Annotated in this window: 14 protein-coding genes; 10 read left to right on the forward strand and 4 right to left on the reverse strand. The window is 73.9% G+C overall.

The window, feature by feature from the left end:
• Positions 1-2 precede the first annotated feature (2 nt).
• Positions 3-1,193 (forward strand): patatin-like phospholipase family protein, encoded by a 1,191-nt coding sequence (locus tag AMOR_RS26575; protein WP_248355736.1) that lies wholly within the window; start codon positions 3-5, stop codon positions 1,191-1,193.
• 9 nt (positions 1,194-1,202) lie between these two features.
• Here the strand turns inward: AMOR_RS26575 and AMOR_RS26580 are convergent, their stop codons facing one another.
• From AMOR_RS26580 to AMOR_RS26590, 3 genes are read right to left on the reverse strand one after another with little or no spacing between them, the layout of a single operon-like run.
• Positions 1,203-2,039 carry a DMT family transporter gene (locus AMOR_RS26580; RefSeq protein WP_248355737.1) on the reverse strand — a complete coding sequence of 279 codons (837 nt, stop codon included), beginning with the start codon at positions 2,037-2,039 and terminating at the stop codon, positions 1,203-1,205.
• Between the two features lie 39 nt (positions 2,040-2,078).
• Positions 2,079-3,209, reverse strand: coding sequence for a homocitrate synthase (gene lysS, locus AMOR_RS26585; protein ID WP_248355738.1), 1,131 nt, complete (start codon positions 3,207-3,209; stop codon positions 2,079-2,081).
• Positions 3,206-7,864 (reverse strand): AMP-dependent synthetase/ligase, encoded by a 4,659-nt coding sequence (locus AMOR_RS26590; RefSeq protein WP_248355739.1) that lies wholly within the window; start codon positions 7,862-7,864, stop codon positions 3,206-3,208. The genes lysS and AMOR_RS26590 overlap by 4 nt, the downstream gene beginning before the upstream one ends.
• Before the next feature lie 355 nt (positions 7,865-8,219).
• On the opposite strand from AMOR_RS26590, the gene rpiB reads away from it, so the two are divergent.
• The 4 genes from rpiB (at position 8,220) to AMOR_RS26610 (ending at position 12,616) form a co-directional block, all read left to right on the forward strand.
• Positions 8,220-8,678: a ribose 5-phosphate isomerase B gene (rpiB, locus tag AMOR_RS26595; protein ID WP_248355740.1), complete on the forward strand. Its 459-nt coding sequence runs from the start codon at positions 8,220-8,222 to the stop codon at positions 8,676-8,678.
• Positions 8,679-8,693: 15 nt separating this feature from the next.
• The gene (gnd, locus tag AMOR_RS26600) at positions 8,694-9,686 is read left to right on the forward strand and encodes a phosphogluconate dehydrogenase (NAD(+)-dependent, decarboxylating) (protein ID WP_248355741.1); all 993 of its coding nucleotides are present in this window, start codon (positions 8,694-8,696) and stop codon (positions 9,684-9,686) included.
• Positions 9,683-11,197: a glucose-6-phosphate dehydrogenase gene (zwf, locus tag AMOR_RS26605; protein ID WP_248355742.1), complete on the forward strand. Its 1,515-nt coding sequence runs from the start codon at positions 9,683-9,685 to the stop codon at positions 11,195-11,197. The genes gnd and zwf overlap by 4 nt, the downstream gene beginning before the upstream one ends.
• A 72-nt stretch (positions 11,198-11,269) precedes the next feature.
• The gene (locus tag AMOR_RS26610) at positions 11,270-12,616 is read left to right on the forward strand and encodes a cation:proton antiporter (RefSeq protein ID WP_248355743.1); all 1,347 of its coding nucleotides are present in this window, start codon (positions 11,270-11,272) and stop codon (positions 12,614-12,616) included.
• Positions 12,617-12,647: 31 nt separating this feature from the next.
• On the opposite strand, the gene AMOR_RS26615 is transcribed toward AMOR_RS26610, so the two are convergent.
• The gene (locus tag AMOR_RS26615; RefSeq protein ID WP_248355744.1) at positions 12,648-12,824 is read right to left on the reverse strand and encodes a hypothetical protein; all 177 of its coding nucleotides are present in this window, start codon (positions 12,822-12,824) and stop codon (positions 12,648-12,650) included.
• Positions 12,825-12,992: 168 nt separating this feature from the next.
• Here AMOR_RS26615 and AMOR_RS26620 point away from each other — a divergent pair, with 168 nt between their 5' ends.
• From AMOR_RS26620 to AMOR_RS26640, 5 genes are all read left to right on the forward strand, one after another.
• A complete protein-coding gene (locus AMOR_RS26620) occupies positions 12,993-13,331 on the forward strand; it encodes a helix-turn-helix transcriptional regulator (RefSeq protein WP_248355745.1) in 339 nt (112 codons plus the stop codon).
• An 80-nt stretch (positions 13,332-13,411) separates the two neighbouring features.
• Positions 13,412-13,618, forward strand: coding sequence for a trehalase-like domain-containing protein (locus AMOR_RS26625; protein ID WP_404800919.1), 207 nt, complete (start codon positions 13,412-13,414; stop codon positions 13,616-13,618).
• 56 nt (positions 13,619-13,674) lie between these two features.
• On the forward strand, positions 13,675-15,288 hold the full coding sequence (locus AMOR_RS26630; RefSeq protein ID WP_248355746.1) for a S1 family peptidase: 1,614 nt from the start codon (positions 13,675-13,677) through the stop codon (positions 15,286-15,288).
• A gap of 159 nt (positions 15,289-15,447) precedes the next feature.
• The gene (locus tag AMOR_RS26635; protein WP_248355747.1) at positions 15,448-16,047 is read left to right on the forward strand and encodes a hypothetical protein; all 600 of its coding nucleotides are present in this window, start codon (positions 15,448-15,450) and stop codon (positions 16,045-16,047) included.
• Positions 16,048-16,231: 184 nt separating this feature from the next.
• A complete protein-coding gene (locus AMOR_RS26640; protein WP_248355748.1) occupies positions 16,232-17,566 on the forward strand; it encodes a sensor histidine kinase in 1,335 nt (444 codons plus the stop codon).
• The last annotated feature ends 47 nt before the right edge of the window (positions 17,567-17,613 follow it).

A 17,613-nucleotide genomic window follows, 5' to 3' on the forward strand; every position in this document is an offset into this window, starting at 1 on the left:
ACGTGGGCCACACGGGCCTCGTACTGACGGGCGGCGGAGCCCGGGCGGCGTACCAGGTGGGCGCGATCCGCGCCCTCGCCGAGATCGTCGGCCCGGGCGCCCTGCCGTTCGACGTCATCGCCGGGATCAGCGCCGGCGCGATCAACGGCCTTGCGCTCGCGACCGGCGCGGAGGACTTCCCTCGCTCCTCCGAGCGGCTCCGCGCGACGTGGGCCACCCTCACGCCCGACCGGATCTACAAGACGGGCGCGCTCCGGCTCGCCACCATCGGCTCGCGGTGGATCCGCGACCTGTCCGCGGGCGGCCTGATCGGGAAGCCCGGGATCAACTTCCTCCTCGATCCGGCGCCGCTCCGGAGCATGCTCGAGAAGGAGATCCCCTTCGGCCGGATGCGCCGCCACCTTCGCTCCGGCCGGTTGCGCGGGATCGCGCTGTCGGCGACCAACTATCACACCGGCGCCGGGGTCACGTTCTTCGAGGGCGCGCCCGAGATCGAGCCCTGGATGCGGTCCACGCGGATCGGCGTGCGGGCGCGGATCACGCTCGACCACGTGATGGCGTCGGCGGCCATCCCGGTCTTCTTCCCGCCGGTCCGGCTCGAGCGGACGTTCTACGGCGACGGCTGCGTGCGGATGATCTACCCGATGAGCCCGGCCATCCACCTCGGCGCCGATCGCATCGTGGCCATCAGCGTGCGCCACCTGCGCAACCCCGCGGAGACGGCGCGGGACGAGATCGTGGAGAAGACGGACGTCCTGCCGCTCTCCGAGATCGCGGGCGTCCTCCTGAACGCGGTGTTCCTCGACTCGCTCGACTCCGACGTCGAGCGGCTCGAGCGCGTGAACAAGGGGCTCGCGCTCATCCCGCACGAGAAGCTCGGCAAGAGCGACCTCGACCTGCGCCCGATCCCGGCGCTCGTGCTCCGCCCGTCGGCGGATCTCGGCAAGCTCGCGGCCGACGAGTACCACCGCTTCCCGTCGATGCTCCGGTACCTGCTGAAGGGCATCGGCGCGACGGGGCACGCCGGCGAGGACCTGCTGTCGTACCTCGCCTTCGAGCCCATCTACGTGCAGCGCGTGATGGACCTCGGGTACCAGGACACGATCGGCCGACGCGCCGAGGTCGAGGAGTTCTTCTTCGGCGACGGCGCGCGCCGCGCCGAGCGGCGCGGCCGGGCGTCCGCGGTGAGCTGAGCGCTCACCTCACGGCTCCGCGGCGCGCTGCGGGAGGAGCACCGGCACCACCGTCCGCCACGCCGTCGCGGCGAGCACCACCGCGCCGCCCGCGATCGCCCATGGCCCGGGCCGCTCGCCCGCGAGCAGGAAGGTCCAGATCGGGTTCAGGACCGGCTCGAGGAGGACGAGGAGCGACGCCTCGACCGCGGGCGTGCGCTCGAGGCCGCGGGAGAAGCAGTAGTAGGCGAGCCCGAGCTGGAACACCCCGAGGTACGCGACGAGCGCGAGGTCGAGCGCGCGCGGCGCGGGCCCGGCGGGCCAGAGCGGCAGGGCGATGGCGGCCGCCACGAGGTTCCCCCACACGAGCGCCGACGGACCCTCGTGGCGGAGCCGGCGCAGCCCGACGATCGAGAGCGCGAAGGCGACGCCCGAGGCGAGGGCCACCAGGTTGCCGGCGACCTGGCCCGCCGACAGCTCGTCCAGGAAGAACAGGCCGAGGCCGAGGCCGTAGACCGGGATGGCGAGCAGCTCGCCGCGCGTCGGGTGCTCGCGGAGCAGCCACGGCGAGAGCACGAGGACCCAGAGCGGCGCGGTGTCCTGGATGAAGATCGCGTTCGCCGCCGTCGTGAGCTTCGTCGCGACGACGAACAGCACGACGGTGAACGCGTACGCGACGGACACGAGGAGGACGCGCGGCGACGGCAGCCGGCGCGTCTCGGGGACGAGGAAGAGCAGGAACACGCCCGCGACGAGCGAGCGCGCGCCGGCGATCTGCCACCCGGACAGGCCGCACAGCTTGATGGCCGCACCGGCGGTGGACCAGAGGGCCGCGGCGGCGAGGAGGAGGAGGCGGGCGCGCAGCATCGGGGCGCGGAGTCTAGCACCCCGCGCCGGATCGGGCGGTCAGGCCGTGACCCAGTCCCGGAGCACCTTGTCGATCTGCTCCTCCGAGAGCTCGCCCGCGTCCGCCATCTCCTTGATCCGGCGGGTGATGGCCTTGAGCTCGGACTCGCCGAAGGTGATCCCCATCTCCCGCGCGCGGTAGGCGATCGCGTGCCGCCCGGTCAGCCGGCTGCCCAGGATGAGCCGCCGCGTGAGGCCGAACGCCTCCGGCGGGATGATCTCGTACGAGCCCGGGTTCGACATCATCGCCTTGAGGTGCATCCCGGCCTTGTGCGAGTAGGCGGTCTCGCCGGTGACGTAGTTGTTGAAGGGGATCTCCACCCCGGTCACCCGCGAGACGAGCCGCTCCAGCTCGCGGAGCTGCCCGAGCCGGTACCGCTCCGCGACGGCGTGGGGCTCCACGGCGAACATCCGCGCGATGAACCCGCCGAGCGGCGTGATCCCGACCCGCTCCCCGATCCCGAGCACGGAGACGTCGACGTGCGTCGCGCCCGCGCTGATGGCCTCGTACGCGTTGGCGATGGCGCAGCCGGTGTCGTTGTGGCCGTGGAAGCCGATGTCGCACCGGACGGCACGGCGGATCTCGCGCACCAGCACGAACACCTGGCGCGGCGTCGCGATGCCGACCGTGTCCGCGAGCCCGACCCGGTGCACCCCCATCCGCTCCGCGGCCTGGTAGACGGCGAGCAGGTCGGCGGTCTCGCTCCGGAACGCGTCCTCGGCGGAGAAGCGGACCTCGAGGCCGGCCCTGAGCGCGAGCTCGATGGGCGGCCCCATCGCGTCGATGATCTGCTGCGTGGACTTGCCGTGGGACGAGTCGCGGAGGATGCGGCTCGTCGCGAAGAGGAGGCCGATGCCGCGGACGCCGGTGTCGACCGCGGCGCGCACGTCGTCGAGCACGCAGCGCGAGTGGGTGATGACGCGGGCGCCGAGGCCGAGCTTCACGAGCTGGACGGCGTCGCGCTGCGACTGCGGGGACGCGGCCGGGCTCGTCACCTCGACGTACTCGACGCCGAAGGTGTCGAGCGCGCGGGCGATCTCGAGCTTGTCCTCGGTGCGGAAGGAGGCCTTCGCGAACTGCTCTCCCTCGCGCAGCGTGGTGTCGATGAGCTTCCAGGTGGACTTGGTCATGGCTGCCAGAGCGGGAAGGAGTCCGCCTCGAGATCACGCACGAGGCCACCGGAGGTGGGATCCGTCCGGAAGGCGAAGCGCCGGAGGTACTCGGGCTGGAAGTAGCCGGTCTCGACCCGGCGGACGCCGCGGGCCCTGAGGCGCCGCACGAACTCGCGCACGAGGCCGTCCGAGACCCCCTTGCCGCGGTGCTTGCGGCCGACCACGAGCTTCTCCATGTGCACGCGATCCGGCGACACCTGCCTGTAGAACAGGCCGCCGATGACGGTCTCCTTGGGGTCGAGGCACAGCAGGAACTCGTGCTCCGTGGTGAACGTCACCTGCAGGTTCGACTCGTGGAACATGTGCAGGAGGCGGGCCACCTCGCGCGGCGAGACCGGCCCGCGCACGGTGTACCGGTCGCCGGCCTCGTCGGTGAGCGCCACCACGACCTCGGTCACGTAGTGGCCGCCCGAGGGCATCGAGATGAGCGCCACCTCGTCGGTCGGCGCGAGGTAGCGGTACGTCATGCGCGCGAGGAAGTAGTCCTCCTCCGTCGTGGGGCGCGCCGCGGAGCGCACCGCGGCGACCTGCTCCTCGAGGTCGAGCCCTCCCGCCGGCAGGACGCGCGCCCGGTTCATGATCCGGTCGAGCGCCGCCGCGAGCTCGGGGCGCGCGCCGTCGAAGACGGTCCGGCGGAAGAAGCGGACCCGCGTGTCCGGCCAGGCCGCCTCGAGCTCGTTCATCCGGTAGGTGCCCCACAGCTCCGCGAGCATCTTCCCCTGCGCCTCGACGGTGGCCTGGGGGTTCACGTCGAGCCAGCGCCGGTACCGGCGTGCCGCGAACCAGACCCGCTGCGGGGTGAAGCCGCCGTCGCGCAGCCGCTCGAGGAACGTCTCGATGGCGACCGCGCGCTTCGACGTCTGCGAGACGTCCTCGAGGAGGGCCACGCCGCGCTCGTACCCGAGCGCCTCGACGACGGCGGACAGCTCGATGGCGTCGTCGATCTCGCCCCGGAGCTCGGGGCGCATCCCCTCGATCCGGCGGACGAACGCGTCGTGGAACCGGTCGAGGAGCTCGTCGAAGGCGCTGCAGGGCGAGCGATCGGAGATCGAGACGAGCCGCGCGCCGGTCTGGTAGTCGTGCGACGGGACGATGAACGCGCCGGGGGTGGGCTCGCGGAGCGCGAGGCGGCGGCCGGTGCGGTCCCAGAACCGGACGTGCCCCTCGAGCGCGGTCCAGACCAGGAATGGCCAGAGCAGCTTCAGGCGCTTCGCCTCGCCCTGGCGGACGAGCCGCGCGACCTGCCGCTCGACGTCGTCGCCGGGGATGAACTCCTCGGTGAAGATGCCCCACTCGGCGAAGTAGCCGGCGAACTGCTCGACCAGGGGCGGCGGCGCGCCGGCCGCGAGGAGCCAGGACACCTCCTGGCGCAGCTCGGCGAAGTTCATGTCCTCGGCGACGTTGATCGCGACGTCGAAGACCTCGCGCGAGCGCGTGTGGATCGAGAGCCGGTAGACGCTCTTCCCGTGCTGCCGGCCGAGGAGCGACACGGTGGCGCCGCCCGGCGGAATGTCGGCCAGCGACAGGAGGACGCCGCGGCCGAGGAGGAACACCGAGGCGCGGACGACGGTGGTGTCCTCGAGGGCCTGGAGCAGGTGGTTGCGGCCGTCCGGCGGGACCGAGTCCTCGAAGACGAGCACGTCGCGCCAGCCGTACTCGACGCCGGTCTGCGGGTCGATGGCGAGGCGGAGGTTCGGGCCGATCCAGTTGGAGAACCCGCGGCGGAGGCGGTCCAGCTCCTCTCCGGCGCGGGCGGAGATCTCCGCGTCGTCGTGCAGCGTGAGCCGCGCGAGGGGCACGCGGACGCGGGCGAAGTAGACCGGATGCGCGATCGCGGTCGCGGTGAGGAGGCGCATCGCGCCCACGAGGAGGCGGCGGTCGGAGGCGTCGGCGGGCGGCGCGTTCGCCTTGTCGGACGCGAGGTGGGCGAGGAGGACCTGGACCTGCGCGTCGGTCAGGCCGCGCTCGCCGAGGTCGGCCAGGTCCTCGTCCCGGAGCGCCATGGCGCCCATCCGGTCCACGAAGAGCCGCAGCGTCGGGAGCGTCTCGGCGGCGTCCTCGTTCGGCAGGAGCACGCGGAACGCGCGGCGGCGGACGTCCTCGTCCTGCGCGTCGGCCGCGCGCCGGAGCAGCGCGCGGCACAGCGCGGCGTGCTCGCTCTGGGCGGCGGCGAGGCCGATGTGGAGGTGGCTGATGGCGCGGCGCGCCTCGGGGCGCTCAGCGCGGAGCAGCTCGCCGGCCACGTGGATCGAGTGGAAGCTCACCTCGCCGCGGTCGACCGTCTCGAGCATCTCCTTGAGGCGCTCCTCCGGCGGCGGCGGCCAGACGCGCGCGTCGATGCGGAGGTCTCCGCCGCCCTTCCGGCGCCGGCCGACCAGGGCGAGGAAGGCCTCGTCGCCGAGGAAGCGGCGCAGGGCCTCGTTTCCCAGCCAGAGCGCGGGGCGGGCGAGGAGGGCGCCGAGATCGATGACGGTGCCCTCGGTCGCGTAGGCGAGGTCGCCGATGCGGAGCGCGCCGGGGGCCGCGGGCTCGAGCCCGACCGGCAGCGTCCGGTCGCCGGCGCGGAGGAGGCCGCCGGACAGCGACACCTCGTGCTGGAGGACGCCGATCTCCCGCAGCACCCAGTTCGGGATCCGGAGGAAGGAACCGTCGATGGCGAGCGCGAGGTGCTTCTGCTCGTACATCTTGTCGATGACGTCCTTCCAGACCTTCTCGACGACCTCGCGCTTGAAGCTCAGCTTGTGCGTGAGCTCGCCGTGCTCGAGGTCCAGCGCGCGCGGGAGGACCTGGAACGCCACGACGCGCTCGAACGGGGCGAGGAACCGGTTCGCGCTCGCGACGAGCGAAGAGAGCAGCTCCCGGAGCTCCTCCGGCGGCCGGCCCTTCACCGCCGCTGACTCGTGGTTCGGCCAGACGAGCAGGGTGTTGTACTCGCGGTGATCGCCGACCAGGAACGCCTGGGAGACCGCCTCGAAGTCGCGGAAGAGGTTCTCCACGCGCTGCGGGGCGATCGTCTGCCCCTGGCGGTTCTTGTAGATCTCCTTCTTCCGCCCGGTGATCCGGTAGTGGCCGTCGGCATCCAGGGAGACGAGGTCGCCCGTGTGGAACCAGCCGTCCTCGTGCGCCGCCTGGTCGTCCGGCGTCGGGTTGTAGTAGCCCGGCGACACGTACGGGCCGCGGATGAGCAGCTCGCCGTCGTCGGCGCGGCGGCAGGTGATGCCGGGGAGCGGCTTGCCGATCGACCCGTCCACGTACTCGCCGGGCGGCGTCATCGTGATGCCGCCGGTCGCCTCCGTCATGCCGTAGCCCGAGCAGAGCTCCGTCCCGGCGCGGTGGAACGCCCGGAAGACGACGGGGTCGAGGTAGCCCGCGGCGGAAAGGCCGTAGCGGAGCCGCCCGCCCGTGATGACGCGGAGGTGCGCCGCGAGGTCGTCGGGATCGTCGGACGCCGCCTCCCAGACCGCCGCCTCGTGCAGCTCCATCCACTTCTTCGGGACGGAGATGAAGACCGTCGGCTTCACCCGCTTGAAGTCCTCGAGGAGCGACGCCTGCGCGGTCGAGCGCGCGAAGACGTAGGTCGCGCCCCACCACAGCGATCCGGTGAGCTCGAGCCACCGGCCGAACGTGTGGTACAGCGGCAGGTAGCAGAGGAAGACGTCGCCCTCGCCGATCTCCCGCAGCGCGAACCCGCGCGCGAGGCGCTTCGAGACGACGTTCTCGTGCGTGAAGACGATGCCCTTGGGCTTCCCGGTGGTGCCCGAGGTGTACATCACCGTGGCGACGTCGCTCGCCTTCACCGCCGCCGCGCGCGCCTCGCGCGTCGCGTCGTCGAAGTCGGCCCCCTGGCCCACCATCTGGTCCAGCGAGAGGAGCCCGTTCCGGTCCGCCGCGGACCGCGAGAACACCACGATCTCGCGGAGCTCCGGCAGCGCGGGGAGGGACGGCAGCACCTTCGCGACCTGCTCCTCGTCCGAGGCGAGCAGCACGCGCGCCCCGGAGTGCTTCAGCATGAAGACGATCTGCTCGGCGACGGCGTTGGCAGGGAGCGGGAAGTCGACGATGCCGTTCGAGAGGCAGGCGAGGTCGCAGAGCGCCGCCTCGAGGCAGTTCTCGGAGAGGATCGCGACCTTCGCCTCCGGGTCGCCGTCCACCAGGGCGAGGACGCCGCGGGCGATGGCGCGGGAGCGCCGGGACAGGTCCGCGACGGTGAGCTCGCAGGCGTCCTGCCCGACCACGCGGAGCGCGACCGTCTTCGGATCGCTCTCCTCCCGCGACCGGAGCACCTCGCCGAGCGTGTAGTCCGCGCGGGCGATCGCCGGCAGGAGGATCTTCAGCCAGGCGTCGACGTCCTCCGGCCGGAGCAGGCTGGTGAAGAACCGCCGGCGCACCCCGTCGAGCAGCGCGAACAGCGCGCGGCGCGCGTGCGCGCGGTCGGGGCCCTCGAGCCGCGCGAGCAGGAGCTCCGCGAGCGGAGCCACCTCCGGCAGGTCGTCCGGCCGGACGGCGGCAAGCGCGTCGTGCGTCAGCTCCAGCGTCTCGGCGTCGGCGACCGGCTTCTCGGTCCAGCGCGCCGCGAGGCGTGGGAAGGGGGACTCCTGCTTGACCTGGAACATGTGACCCCAGAACAAACCACGGATGTACGCTCATGTCGACGAGCGCGCGCGATGATGCGGAGAGGCCTCCGGGCGCCCGTCGCCGCGGAGCTTCCCACGGTCCGGAGTGCCGTCGACGCGGAGCGCTGGGCCATCCCTTGGCGGCGGCCCATCCGGGCGGACGCGGCGGCGGCGGGGCGAGCAGCCGCTGCCCGAGCAGCGCGGCGCCCGCGGCGCCCGCACCGCGAGGCGGCGGGCGGGGCCCGGTCCGGTCCGCGCCCTCCCGCGCCCCCGGGGGGAGCCGCGTGCCCGGCGGCGGCGCGCCCGGCGGCGCCGCCTTACGTGATCGGTCGCCCCATCATCGGAAGGGGAGAGGATGCGCGTCGCAGTCGCGGCCGACCACGCCGGGTTCTCGCTGAAGCAGGTGCTCGTGGCGGCGCTCCGCGCACGCGGGCACGACGTCCAGGACCTGGGCGCGTTCGACGCGACGCCGAGCGACTACCCGGACTTCGCGGTGGCGGTCGCCCGGGTGCTCTCGGCCGGGGCCGCCGAGCGCGGGATCGTGGTGTGCGGCTCGGGCGTGGGCGTGGCCGCGGCGGCGAACAAGCTGCCAGGCGTGATCGCCGGCATGTGCCACGACACGTACTCGGCGCACCAGGGCGTGGAGCACGACCAGATGAACGTCCTCGCGCTCGGCGCGCGCGTCGTCGGCGAGGCGCTCGCGCTCGAGATCGCGGAGGCGTTTCTCGGGGCGCGGTTCGACGGCGTCGCGCGCCACCTCCGGCGCGTCGAGAAGCTCAGGGCCCTCGAGGCGCGGTGGGGCCGGGACGGCTGAAGGAGAGGATCGGGCATGGACCTCGGGATGATCGGCCTCGGGCGGATGGGCGGGAACATGGCGCGCCGGATCTCGCGCGCGGGGCACCGCGTCGTGGGCTGGGCGCGCCACCCGGAGGTCGTGCGCGCCGTGGCCGCGGAGGGCGTGATCGCGGCGGAGTCGATCGAGGACCTCGTGGCCCGGCTGAAGCCGCCGCGCGCGGTGTGGGTGATGGTGCCGGCCGGCGCTCCAACGGAGGAGGTCGTCGCCTCGCTCGCGGAACGGCTCGCGCCGGGCGACGTCGTGATCGACGGCGGGAACTCGTACTTCAAGGACGACGTGCGCCGCGCGCGGCTGCTCGCGGCGCGCGGCGTCCTCCACCTCGACGCGGGGACGAGCGGTGGGGTGTGGGGGCTCGAGCGCGGCTATTGCCTGATGGTCGGGGGCGACCGGAGCGCGTTCGATCTGCTCGAGCCGATCTTCCGGGCCCTCGCGCCCGGCCGCGGCGCCGCGCCGCCCACCCCGGGCCGCACCCGCGCCGGCGGCGCTGAGGACGGGTACCTGTACTGCGGCCCGCACGGCGCGGGGCACTTCGTGAAGATGATCCACAACGGGATCGAGTACGGGCTCATGCAGGCGTACGCGGAGGGCTTCGACGTGCTGCGCGGCGCCGCCGGCCCCGGCGTTCCCGACGAGCTCCGCTACGAGCTCGATCTGGCCGAGATCGCCGAGCTGTGGCGGCGCGGCAGCGTGGTCGCCTCGTGGCTACTCGACCTCTCCGCGGCGGCGCTCGCCGGCGATCCGCGCCTCGAGGGCTTCACCGGCGCCGTGGACGACTCGGGCGAGGGGCGCTGGACGGTGCAGGCCGCGGTCGAGGAGGGGGTGACGGCGAACGTCCTCGCCGCGGCGCTGTTCACGCGGTTCCGCTCCCGCCAGGCGAGCACGTTCGGCGAGAAGCTGCTCTCCGCGATGCGCCGGCAGTTCGGCGGCCACCGCGAGGCGGCGCGCAGCGGAGGAGGAGACCGATGAGCCCCACCTTCCGCGAGCGGCCCGGGGATCCGTGCGCGTTCGTCGTCTTCGGCGGGATGGGCGACCTCACGAAGCGGAAGCTCCTCCCGTCCCTCTACAACCTGCGCGCGAACGGGCTCCTGCCCCGGGACTTCGCCATCATCTGCGTCGCGCGCCGGGACCTCGACGACGCCGCGTACCGGGAGTGGGCGACCCGCTCGCTCCGCGAGTTCGCGACCCGCCCGGTGGAGGACGCCCTCTGGGCCGAGTACGTGGAGCGGATCCATTACGTGAAGGGCGACCTCGAGGACCCGGGGACGTTCGAGCGGCTGGGCGCGGCGCTCGCTCACGCGCGCGAGAAGCACGGGACCGCCGGCAACGCGATCTTCTACCTCGCCGTCCCTCCGGACGAGTTCGGTAGCACCGTGCGCGGCCTCGGCGCGAGCGGGCTCGCCCGCGAGGACGGCGGCTGGCGCCGCGTGGTCATCGAGAAGCCGTTCGGGCGCGACCTCGAGTCGGCCCAGGCGCTGAACCGCGAGCTCGTGTCGATCCTGCGGGAGGAGCAGGTCTACCGGATCGACCACTACCTGGGGAAGGAGACGGTCCAGAACATCCTCGTGTTCCGGTTCGCGAACGGCGTGTTCGAGCCGATCTGGAACCGGCGCTACGTGGACCACGTGCAGATCACCGTCGCGGAGGACATCGGCGTCGAGGGGCGGGGCGACTACTACGAGTCCGCCGGCGCGCTCCGCGACATCGTCCAGAACCACATCTTCCAGCTGCTCACGCTCGTCGCGATGGAGCCGCCGTCGACCCTCGCCGCCGAGGCGGTCCGCAACGAGAAGGTGAAGGTCCTCGACGCGATCCGCACGATGTCCCCCGAGGACGTCCTGCGTGACGCGGTCCGCGGCCAGTACGGCGAGGGGTACATCGGCGGGAAGAAGGTCCCTGGCTACCGGCAGGAGCCGAAGGTCTCGCCCACCTCCCAGACGGAGACGTTCGCGGCCGGGAAGCTCCTCGTCGAGAACTGGCGCTGGGCGGGGGTGCCGTTCTACGTCCGCGCCGGGAAGCGCCTCGCCCGCCGTGACACGCAGATCACGATCCAGTTCCGCCGCCCGCCGCTCCTCCTCTTCCAGGACGCGGGCCTCGAGAGCATCGACCCGAACCGGCTCGACATCCTCATCCAGCCGGAGGAGGCGATCTGCCTCTCGATCAAGGCGAAGCGGCCGGGAGCCGCGATCCAGCTCGTGCCGGTGAAGCTCGACTTCTCGTACAAGGACTTCGGCAGCGTGCCGCCCGCCACCGGGTACGAGCGGCTGCTGCACGACGTGATGATCGGCGACAGCACCCTGTTCCACCGGGCGGACATGGTGGAGTCGAGCTGGCGCATCGTGACGCCGGTGCTCGACGTCTGGGCGACCCTGCCGGCGCGGGACTTCCCCAACTACGCCGCGGGCACGTGGGGGCCGTCCGGCGCGCAGGAGCTGCTGGCGCGGGACGGGAGGCGCTGGGCGGACCCGGAGTCGTCGTGAGGGCGCCGCCCGCGCTCGCGCGCCGCGCCGGATTCCCGCCGGCGGCGCGCTCCCGCCCGTAAGATGGGAGGCATGCTCCGCCTCCGTCCGGCCGCCGCGATCGTGACCGTCCTGCTCGCCGCGCCCGCGCTCGCCGCGGAGGCGGGCGGACACGAGGATCCCATCGGGCGGATCGTCCTCGAGCTCGCCGTCGTGCTCGTGGCGGCGAAGCTCGGCGGCGAGCTCGCGACGCGAGCGCGCCAGCCGCCCGTCCTGGGCGAGCTGCTCGCCGGGGTGGTGCTCGGGAACCTCGACCTCGCGGGGATCGGCGCGCTCGAGGGCATCCAGGCCGATCCCGCCGTGGACGTGCTCGCGAAGCTCGGCGTGCTCCTGCTCCTGTTCGAGGTCGGGCTCGAGTCCACGGTCCGGGACATGCTCCGGGTCGGCCTCTCGTCGCTGCTCGTCGCGGTCATCGGCGTGCTCGTGCCGTTCGGGCTCGGCTGGGGCGCGGGCGCGGTCCTGATCCCCGGCGCGGGGCCGTACGTCCACGCGTTCCTCGGGGCGACGCTGTCCGCCACCTCCGTCGGCATCACCGCGCGCGTGCTGCAGGATCTCGGGCGATCGCGCGGGCCGGAGGCGCGCGTCATCCTCGGAGCGGCGGTCATCGACGACGTGCTCGGGCTCGTGATCCTCGCGGTCGTCAGCGGCGCCGTCGTCGCCGCGGACGCGGGGCGATCCGTCTCGACCGGGGCCGTGATCGCCATCGTCGCGAAGGCGAGCCTCTTCCTCGTCGGCGCCCTCGTCCTCGGGGTGAAGCTCTCCCCGCGCATGTTCCGCGTGGCGTCGCGCCTCCAGACCCGGGGCGTGCTCCTCGCCGTCGGCCTCGCGTTCTGCTTCACGCTGAGCTGGCTCTCCGGCGCGATCGGGCTCGCGCCGATCGTCGGCGCGTTCGCGGCCGGGCTGGTCCTCGAGGACGTGCACTACAAGGACTTCGTGGATCGCGGCGAGCATGGCCTCGAGGACCTGATCCGCCCGATCGGCTCCTTCCTCGTCCCGATCTTCTTCGTCCTGATGGGGATGAAGACCGACCTGCGCGCGTTCGGCGACCCGAGGGTGCTCGGGCTCGCGGGCGCGCTCACGGTCGCGGCGATCGTGGGGAAGCAGGCCTGCGGCGCCGGCGTGGTCGGTCGCGGCATCGATCGGCTGACGGTGGGGCTCGGCATGATCCCGCGCGGCGAGGTCGGCCTCATCTTCGCGAACATGGGCCTCTCGCTGAAGCTCGGTGGGCGACCCCTGCTCGGCGCGGACGCGTACTCGGCCATCGTCATCGTCGTGGTCGTGACGACGCTCGTGACGCCTCCCGCGCTTCGGTTCAGCCTGGCGCGGCTCGACCGGCGCACGCCGGAACGCCTCCAGGGCCGCCCGGGAGCGTGTGACTGACTGTCGCGCGCGATCGTGGCGCGCCGCCCGGTCAGCGCGCCGGCGCCTGCGCGGGATCGTCGCGCGCGGGCTCCGGATCCTCGATCTCGACGACGCGGTAGTCGCTGCGGTCGAGCTCGTCGGCGTCCTTTCCGGCGGGGAGGTCGACTCCGAAGTCGTTCGGACGGTGAACGACAGCGTGGCTGATCTTCGGGTTTTCTTTCGACATACCGGCCATATAGGCGGAAACCCCATCCGGTGCAGGCGGCCAATCGCCGGTGGGGGGGGTGGCGCACGGACGGGCCGTGCCTAACGTGGGTCGCACGGTGGACGACCGGAGGAGCAAGGCTCCGCCGAGGGGACCGGAGACCCGCCGTACGAAAGGACCAGTAGAACCATGCCCCATATCGAGATCGAGATCCTTGCTCCATTCGCCGCAAAGTTCCTGGAGGGCACGAACCTGACGCCCGCCGAGCGCGCCGAGGTGCTCCGGCTGGCTCAGGGCTTCGCGTGCAAGGACTCCGCGGCCGCCGCGAACGTCTCTCCCGAGACGATCCGGGCGCGCCGGAAGCGCATCTACCGGAAGCTGGACGTGCCGGGCTCCGGCGAGCTCATCTCGCAGCTCCTCGGGCTGTCGCTCAAGATGCTCGCGAGCGGCGAGAAGATCGAGGCGCGTCCGCCCGTCACCGCACCGTCGCCGTCGCCCGACGCGCCGGCCATCGCCGTCGCGCGCTGACCGCGGGCTCGTCCGGTCGCGTCCGGAGCGCGCCGGCGCCTCGAAGGGCGCCGGCGCCGCGCGACCGCATCCTTCGGTCGATGGCGCTCCCGCTCGAGCAATACGCGATGCTGGGCGACACCCACACCGCGGCCCTCGTCGGCCGCGACGGGTCCATCGACTGCCTGTGCCTGCCCCGCCTCGACTCGGACGCCGGCCTCGCGGCGCTGCTCGGCACGCCCTGCAAGGACGCCCGGGCGGGCGGCCGCCTTCCCCCGCGGCGCGCCGGATCCAACTTCCCCCGGTGACCCCGCCTCTCGCCTCGCGCCGAGCGGTCCGGCGGCGCCCGGCAACTGCCCCGGCCGTGGCCGTCGCGCTCGCCGCCTGCGCCGCGCTCTCCGCCGCGCTCGGGGCTCGCGCGGATGATCCGCGCTCCACGCCCGCGGCGGCTGCCGGGCCGGAGGCGCCTCCGCCGGCGGGGCCGTTCTGCAGCGGCGAGTACGCCGACGACCTCGCGGCGCTGGCGCCCCGGGCGCGCGAGTTCGAGCAGGCGCAGCCGCCCTACACTTACTGCATCCGGACGTCGGCGGTGTACGAGTGCCCGTACTACGCGAGCGACGGCTCGCTCAGGCGGACGCGCACGCGGGTCGTCGCGCACGGGACGGGGTTCGGCTACCGCCGCGACGGTGGCGACACCCTCGTCGTCACGAACGAGCACGTCGCGGAGTGGCCGGCCGTCACGGACGCGGACCATCCGGTCGAGGGCGTGCCGGCGGGGTGCCGGCGTCTCTCCGACCAGCTCCGGATCGTGGACGACGAGGCCGACGCGTACGAGCGGGACGACGTGCCGCTCGCGCGGGTCGTCGCGGATCCGGCGCTGGACGTGGCGGTGCTCCGGGCGAAGACGGCGCTCCCGGTGATGCCGTGGCGGATCGGCCGGAGCGCGGCGCTCCGCGAGCGGAACGCGGTGGCGGTGCGGGGGTTCCCGCTCGGCGTGCTCCGCGCGACCACCGGAGGCAAGGTCACGTCGGCGTACGAGCACGACGACGAGCGCGAGTGGGATCACGACGACTTCGTCGTCGACGCGCTCCTCTCGCCCGGCAACTCCGGCTCGCCGGTGTTCGCCGTCTCCTGCCGGACCGGCGAGTTCGAGCTGGTCGGCATCTACCACGCGGCGTACCTGCCCGGCAGCGCGCTCAACGTGGTCGTCAGCGTCGACCAGCTCCGGCCACTCCTCGACACGCTGAAGCGGCCGCCGCCGCGGCCCCGCGAGCCCGGAGCCGTCGTGCTCGACGCCGCGGCGCGGGAGCGGCTCGCGGCCTCGCTCCACGCGTGGGCGGAGCCGTTCTATCCGTTCGGCCCCCTCGCGGCCGCCGTCCGGATCCGGCCCGACGGCGCGCTCCTGTTCCAGGTGATGGCGCGGGAGTTCCCGGTCCGCACGCAGCCGGTCCTCGTGCTCGAGGACCTGCTCGGCGACGGGGCCGAGTTCGGGCGGCCCGGCCGGATCTGGGCGGGGAACGGCCGCGGGCTCCGGCCGGTGGACCGCGCGGGCCTCGACGCCGACACCCAGGCCCAGCTCGCGCGGGTGCTCGACGCCCTGCGGCGCGACGCGCTCCTCTCGCGCGTGCTCGACGAGCACGCGTCGGCGGGCGTCGCGACGCGGGAGCAGTTCGAGGAGGTGTCGCGCCTCGAGCGTGGCGTCGCGCGCCTCGCGACCGCCCGGGCGGACCTCGCGCAGACCGCGCTCGATCTCGTCGAGCGCCTCGCGCCCGGCGACGCGGACGTCGGCGTCTCGCTCGCGGACGTGCTCGCCCCACCGCTCCCGGCGACGCCGTCGCCCGCCGTTCCGGAACGGTCCGGCGCGGCGGTGGGCCCGGGCGCCGGCGCGGCCGTGCCCATCTCCACCGGCGCGACGACGCCCGGCGCGACCGTCCCGGTGTCGACCGCCGCGCGGCCTCCGCCGGCGCCGGCGCCCTGACCCGCTCGGCGCCGATCCACGAGGACCGCGAGTGTGACCACGCCGCCCGGTCCCGTGCGCGCGGGACGGCCGAAGGACACGGCGTCGCGGGAGACGCGGCGCACTTGACGGAGCGAATGCACTGACAGTAGAAGGGCGCGACTCCCGGGGAGGTCCCACGTGATCGCGCTCGCCGTCGTGCTCTCGCTCGTCACCGCATCCGATCCGCTCGACATGGGCGACCGTCGGCTCGACGGCGTGTTCCGCGTGGCCGGCGGCGGCGTGAGCGTCGGGGGCGTGGAGGGCGTCGCGCCCACGCTCGAGGTCGGGGTCGACCTGTTCCTGGCGTCGCGGCTCGGGCTGCGCCTCACCGGCGGCGCGGTGGTGCGCGTCGGGTGGGGCGGCTTCTTCGCTCTCCCCGAGGTCGTGGTCCGGCCGGTCGGAGGCGACCACCTCCTGTCGCCGTTCCTCTCCGCCGGCGTCCAGGTCGGCGCGTACAACATCACGGACGAGGCGCTCGGGCGCGGGCAGGCGGGGTTGCCGCTGTTCCAGCCCGCCGCGGGCGGCGGTCAGACGGAGGTGCCGAACGAGGGCCCCGGAGGCGGAGGCGCGACTCCGCTCGCGCTGGCGATCGGCCCGGAGGCGACCGCCGGCGTGTCGCTGCGCGTCTCGGAGGGGACCGTGCTCGATCTGGGCGTGCGCTACGCGCCGTTCGCCTGGCGCGGCGACTGGTACCACGGCGTCGCAGTCGTCCTCGCCGTCGGCGGCTCGCTGCGCTGAGCCCGGCGCGGAGGCTCGCGCCCGCTGGGGCCACCCGTGCTCCGGCGTCTCGATCGCCCGCCGCCGCGCGGCCGGGCCGCATCCGCGCGCCCGAACCCCGCCGGAAGCCCCGGCCCGGCCACGCGCGAAGCTAGACTCGCCGTCGGGGTCGTCGCGGCTGGCGGGCGGCCGGGGGAGGGGGACGGTGCACCGCGCTCCGAGCCAGCGCTCGCTGCGCCTCTGGATGGGCCTGGCGTTCGCGACGATCGCGACGGCCCTAGGGGTCGCCAACCTCGTCGTCGCGCTCTCGCTCGTGCCGCAGGTCCGGATGGCGCGGGAGATCTCCGAGCGGTACGTGCGCGCCGTCGACCTGCTCGCTGCGATGCGAGGCCAGATCTCCCAGATGCGCGGTGCGATCGCGCTGGTGCACGCGCCCGGCCCCGGTCGCAACGGCCGCGCCAGCACGGCGGAGGCGACGATCGCCGCCGCCGTGGACGCGCTCGGAGCTCTCGAGCACCGGTACGTCCCGCTCGTCGGGCCGGAGGAGGCGCACCTGTGGCAGCCGCTCGGTCAGGAGCGGCTGCCACAGCTCGCGCGCGACGCGGCCGCCGTCGTCGCGGGGGTCCAGCGCGATCCTTACTTCGACGTCGCGCTCACCGCCTTCCTGCTCGACGCGGAGAGCGCGGATCGTGCCCTCGAGCGGCTCGAGGACGTGAACGCGCTCCGTGCCACGCGCGCGGCCACCGAGATCGAGGCCTCGCTGCGCCGCTTCGCGGTCGTCGGCGTCCTCCTCGCGCTGGTGGGCGGCGGCGCGGCGCTCGCGATGTTCCTCCTCGCCCACGTCGCGCTCCGTCGCTGGGCCGTCGCGAACGAGCAGCGCGCGTCCGACCTCGAGGCGTTCGCGTCCCGCGTCGCCCACGACCTGCGGACGCCGCTCCAGGCGGTGCTCCTCTCGTTCGCGACCATCGCGCGGAGCGCGCCGGTCGCCTCGGCGGCCTGCGAACGCGGGCGGCGGAACGTGGAGCGGCTGCAGGGGCTCATCGACGACCTGCTCGTGTTCTCGCGCGCCGCGACGGTGCCCGAGGCCGGCGCCGCGACGCCGGTGCACGTGGTCCTCGAGGAGCTCCGCGAGGAGATCGAGCCGAGGGCGCGTGCCTCGGGCGCGGAGCTGCGGATCCTGGCCGAGCCGGGGCTGTCGGTGGCGGCGAGCCCGGGCGCCGTTCGCGCCATCGCCTCCAACCTCATCGAGAACGCCCTGCGGTACCTCGGCGAGAGCCGCGAACGGCGGGTCGAGGTACACGTCGCGTCGGAGGGCCTCTCGGTGCGCCTCGAGGTCCGGGACACCGGGCCGGGGATCGCGCCGGAGGTCGTGCCCCACATCTTCGAGCCGTTCTACCGCGCGACGAGCGTTCCGGGCGGACTCGGGATCGGGCTCGCCACGGTGCGGCGCCTGGTCGAGGCACACGGCGGCCGGATCCGGGTCGCGACGGCGCCGGGCAAGGGCACCACGTTCGTGGTCGTGTTGCCGCGAGCCGCGTGACCAGAGGGCGGTCCGCCGACTGCGGCAGATCGACGCCACGACGCCGC

Source organism: Anaeromyxobacter oryzae, from assembly GCF_023169945.1.
Classification (GTDB): domain Bacteria; phylum Myxococcota; class Myxococcia; order Myxococcales; family Anaeromyxobacteraceae; genus Anaeromyxobacter; species Anaeromyxobacter oryzae.